Raw genomic sequence first — 4,340 nt, 5'->3', positions numbered from 1 at the left:
GGCGGGGGGCGGGTGTTCGCCGCCGGTGAGGATGCCCTCGGCGCGCGTCGACTTCGGGTGTTCGCCGCCGATGCGCTGCCCTTCTGCGTGCTGCTCCCGTGCCGTGCGCTTCCCCTCGGCATCCGCCGCCCCCGCGTCCCCGGCACGCCCCTCCGCGCTCCGCCTCGTCACGAACACCAGCTCCGTCCGCGCCACCGTCCTGCTCGCCAACCCCTCCGGGAGCCGCTCCGGAATCCCCGCGACGGCGACGTCCGCGTCCCCCTCGTCCAGCCGGGCCAGGGCCGCCGCCGCGTCCCCGGTGCGCAGGTCCAGCCGTACCTGCGGGTGGGCCGCGCGGAACGGGGCCAACAGGTCGGGCAGCAGCGCCTGGCAGGCCGTCACCGTCGCGAACACCGAGAGGCGGCCGGTGAGTTGGGCCGGGTCGGGACGCTCCTCGCGGTACGCGCGCCACAACTCCAGCGCCTGGACGGCGTATTCGCGGAACCGGTGACCTTCGGCGGTGAGCGCGACGCCGCGCGGACCCCGGTCGAAGAGCCGGTGACCGAGGTCCGTCTCCAGCCGCTGCACGGTCCGGGTGAGCGTCGCCGGACTGACGTGGCAGTCCAGGCTGGTCCGGCCGAAGTTCAGCGACTGCGTCAAGTGGAGGAAGAGGCGCAGCTCCCGGTGCTCGTCCCGCATACCCTGACCTGGACCTTTCGCTTCATGCAACGCCGCGATGCGAGAGTTGCGCTTGTCGCAACATCCGGCCGGAGCCTACAACTCGGACATGACCTCCTCCCGCACCCCGGACACGGCCTTCACCTCCCGCGTCTTCCCCCTCGACACGCTCGACGTCCCCGGCGGCACGGAGACCGTCCTCCCCGGCGGACGCCACCTCTTCCCCCTCCTGCCCCGGGCGTTCGCGGGCGTCGAGCGGATCGGCGTCCTCGGCTGGGGCCCGCAGGGCCGAGCCCAGGCCCTCAACCTCCGTGACTCCCTTGCCGGTTCACCGATCCGGGTCGCCGTCGGACTGCGCCCCGGCTCCCGCTCGGCCGCCGACGCCCGCGCCCTCGGCTTCACCGAGGAGGACGGCACCCTCGGCGACTGGCTCGCGGTCGCGGCCGAGAGCGACCTCGTCATCCTCCTCGTCTCGGACGCGGCCCTCGCGGCCCAACACGCGGAGATCTTCGGCGTGTTGAAGCCCGGCGCCGTCATCGGGCTCTCGCACGGCTTCCTCCTCGGCCATCTCCGCGAGACCGGCGGGGAGTTCCCGCCCGGACACGGTGTCATCGCCGTCTGCCCCAAGGGCATGGGCGACTCCGTCCGCCGCCTCTACGAACAGGGCGCGCAGGTCAACGGCGCCGGGATCAACAGCAGTTTCGCCGTGCACGCCGACCCCGACGGCCGCGCCACCGACCTCGCGCTCGGCTGGTCGGTCGCCCTCGGGGCGCCGTACACCTTCCGGACCACCCTGGAGAGCGAGTACCTCTCGGACATCGTCGGCGAACGCGCCATCCTGCTCGGCGCCGTGCACGGCATGGTCGAGAGCCTGTACGGACGGTTCCGGCTGGCCGGGGACGACGAGGTCACGGCGTACACGAGGTCCTGCGAGGCGGTGACCGGGCCGATCGCCCGGACCATCTCGCGCGCCGGACTCCGCGCCGTGCGCGAGGAGTTGGGCGCCGAGGGGCGGGACGTCTTCGACCGCGCGTACACCGCGTCGTACGGGCCCGCGCGGGAGATCGTCGCCGAGATCTACGACGAGGTCGCCGACGGGACCGAGCTGCGCAGCGTGATCCTCGCCGAACGGCGGCTCGCGGCGCGGGAGATGAGCCGGATCGGTGGGTCGCCGATGTGGGCGGTGGCGCCCCGGGTGCACGCCCGGCGCGGTCAACTCGGCGACACCGGCCGGTCGTTCAGTGTCGAGCCGTTCACCGCCGGGGTGTTCGTCGCGACGATGGTCGCCCAGATCGACGAGTTCGCCGAGCGCGGGCACCCCTGGTCGGAGATCGTCAACGAGTCGGTGATCGAAGCCGTCGACTCGCTGCTGCCGTACATGCACGCCCGCGACGTGGCCCACATGGTCGACAACTGCTCGCGAACCGCCCGGCTCGGGGCCCGGCGCTGGGGGCCGCGGTTCCAGGCGGCGTACGAACAGGTCGCGTTCCCGGCGGCCGAACTCCCCGCCGACGGCAGCCTGTTGACGGCGTTCGACCAGCACCCGGCCCATCGGGCACTGGCCGCGGCGGCCCGGTTGCGGCCGTCCGTGGACATCTCCGTGGCGTGACGAGGGCTGGTGAGAGCGGGGTTCGGGTGACGCCCGCGCCGGCCGCGTCAGTTCGCCCGACGCCCGCGTGAGCAGCGAGGATGGGCGGGACCACCCCGCTGGACCGGGAACACCCCCGCCGTATCAGGAAGCTGACGTCATGACCGAGAAACTCACCGTGACCGTCCTCGGCACCGGCATCATGGGCGCCGCGATGGCCCGCAACCTCGCCCGCGCCGGGCACACCGTCCGTGCCTGGAACCGCACCCGGGCCAAGGCCGAACCGCTGACCGCCGACGGGGTCACCGTCGTCGACTCCGCCGCCGAGGCGGTGCGCGGCGCGGACGCCGTCGTCACCATGCTGTACGACGGCGGCGCGGTCCGGGACGTCATGCGTGACGCGCTGCCGGGCCTCGGGGAGGGGACGCTGTGGGTGCAGTCGACCACCGCCGCGCTCGACTCCGTCGCGGAGCTCGCGGAGTTCGCCCGGGGCCACGGCCTGGTGTTCTTCGACGCGCCCGTCCTCGGCACCCGGCAGCCGGCCGAGGCGGGGCAGCTCACGGTGCTGGCGGCCGGCGCCGAGTCCCAACGCGTCGCCGTGGCCCCGGTGTTCGACGCGGTCGGCGCCCGCACCGTGTGGACCGGCGAGGAACCGGGCGGCGCGACCCGCCTCAAACTGGTCGCGAACAGCTGGGTGTTGGCCGCCACCGCGGCCACCGGCGAGGTCCTCGCCCTCGCCCAGTCCCTCGACGTCGACCCCCAGGTCTTCTTCGCCCTCATCGCCGGCGGCCCCCTCGACATGGGCTACCTGCGCGCCAAGACGGCCCTCATCCTCGAAGACCGGCTCTCCCCGGCCCAGTTCGGCGTGACGACGGCCGAGAAGGACGCCCGCCTGATCGTCGAGGCGGGCCGCGCCCACGGCGTCCGCCTCGACGTCGCCGAGGCCGCCGCCGAACGCCTGGCCCGGGCCGCCGCGTCGGGACACGGCGAGGAGGACATGGCGGCGGCGTACTTCGCGAGCTTCGACACGGACTCGGAACCCGGCGGGGCCCGGAACACCTGATCCGCCCCCGGGGGGAGTACCTCGCGCGCCCTCACGTACTCCCCCGGAGGTACGCGAGGTGCCGCCACCCGTGCGACGCCCCCACCCCCCTCCCGGCGAGAGCCTCGGCAGTGTCAGACGAAGCGCTGCCGAAGGAGATGACCGGCGATGGACACCCTCGCGAGCGGATACGGCGGCCCCGGCCCCTGGATCCTGCTGTTCCCCCTGTTCTGGGCGGCTGCCGTGGCCGCGGTCGTCACCGTCGTACGCCGTACGGGTGGCTGGCGCGGGCGCACACGCCCCGGCGCACGCCCCCTCGGGGACGCGCCCCTCGCCGTCCTCGGGCGCCGCTTCGCCGCCGGGGAGATCGACGAAGAGGAGTACTGGCGCCGCCAGTCGGTGCTGGAGGAGCACTTCGGGCGCAAGGGCGGTGACGCGTGATGGCGACGACGGCCGCCGCGCGGGTCACCGGCGCCGTGAAGGTGTACGGCGCCGGCGACACCGCCGTACGCGCGCTGGACGGCGTGAGTGTGGAGTTCCCGGCCGGGCGGTTCACCGCGATCATGGGGCCGTCCGGGTCGGGGAAGTCGACGCTGATGCACTGCGCGGCGGGGCTCGACACGCTGACCTCGGGGGCCGCGTGGATCGGTGACACCGAGCTGGGCGCGCTGGACGACCGGCGGCTCACCGCGCTGCGCCGGGATCGGGTGGGGTTCGTGTTCCAGGCGTTCAACCTGCTGCCGACGCTCACTGTCGCCGAGAACATCCGGCTGCCCCTCGACCTCGCCGGGCGCCGCGGGGACGGCGAGTGGATCGACGCGCTCATCGACGTCGTCGGCCTGCGCGACCGGCTCCACCACCGCCCTTCGCAGCTCTCCGGCGGCCAGCAGCAGCGCGTCGCCGTGGCCCGCGCCTTCGCCGGCCGCCCCGACGTCGTCTTCGCCGACGAGCCCACCGGCAACCTCGACTCGCGCGCGGGCGAGGAGGTCCTCGGCCTCCTCGGCCGTACGGCCCGCGAGACCGGCCGCGCGGTCGTCATGGTCACCCACGACC

General features: G+C 74.3%; 5 protein-coding genes. 4 read left to right on the top strand and 1 reads right to left on the bottom strand.

Annotated features, from left to right (window positions below; genetic code table 11):
- A partial coding sequence (locus AOK24_RS17970) for a LysR substrate-binding domain-containing protein (protein WP_240553988.1) occupies window positions 1-678 on the bottom strand: 678 nt, incomplete at its 3' end.
- A gap of 88 nt (window positions 679-766) precedes the next feature.
- Here AOK24_RS17970 and AOK24_RS17965 point away from each other — a divergent pair.
- The 4 genes from AOK24_RS17965 to AOK24_RS17950 all read left to right on the top strand — a co-directional run.
- Window positions 767-2,266: a ketol-acid reductoisomerase gene (locus AOK24_RS17965; protein ID WP_055721093.1), complete on the top strand. Its 1,500-nt coding sequence runs from the start codon at window positions 767-769 to the stop codon at window positions 2,264-2,266.
- A 139-nt stretch (window positions 2,267-2,405) separates the two neighbouring features.
- Window positions 2,406-3,308, top strand: a complete 903-nt coding sequence (locus AOK24_RS17960) for an NAD(P)-dependent oxidoreductase (RefSeq protein WP_055721092.1) — start codon at window positions 2,406-2,408, stop codon at window positions 3,306-3,308.
- A 147-nt stretch (window positions 3,309-3,455) separates the two neighbouring features.
- Complete coding sequence (locus AOK24_RS17955; protein WP_050374957.1) at window positions 3,456-3,728, top strand: SHOCT domain-containing protein; 273 nt, start codon at window positions 3,456-3,458, stop codon at window positions 3,726-3,728.
- A partial coding sequence (locus tag AOK24_RS17950; RefSeq protein WP_055721091.1) for an ABC transporter ATP-binding protein occupies window positions 3,728-4,340 on the top strand: 613 nt, incomplete at its 3' end. The genes AOK24_RS17955 and AOK24_RS17950, both read left to right, overlap by 1 nt.

The sequence above is a fragment of the Streptomyces niveiscabiei genome (genome assembly GCF_001419795.1).
In the GTDB taxonomy this organism is placed as follows: Bacteria; Actinomycetota; Actinomycetes; order Streptomycetales; family Streptomycetaceae; genus Streptomyces; species Streptomyces niveiscabiei.
This window is presented reverse-complemented; position numbering and strand designations above follow the sequence as displayed.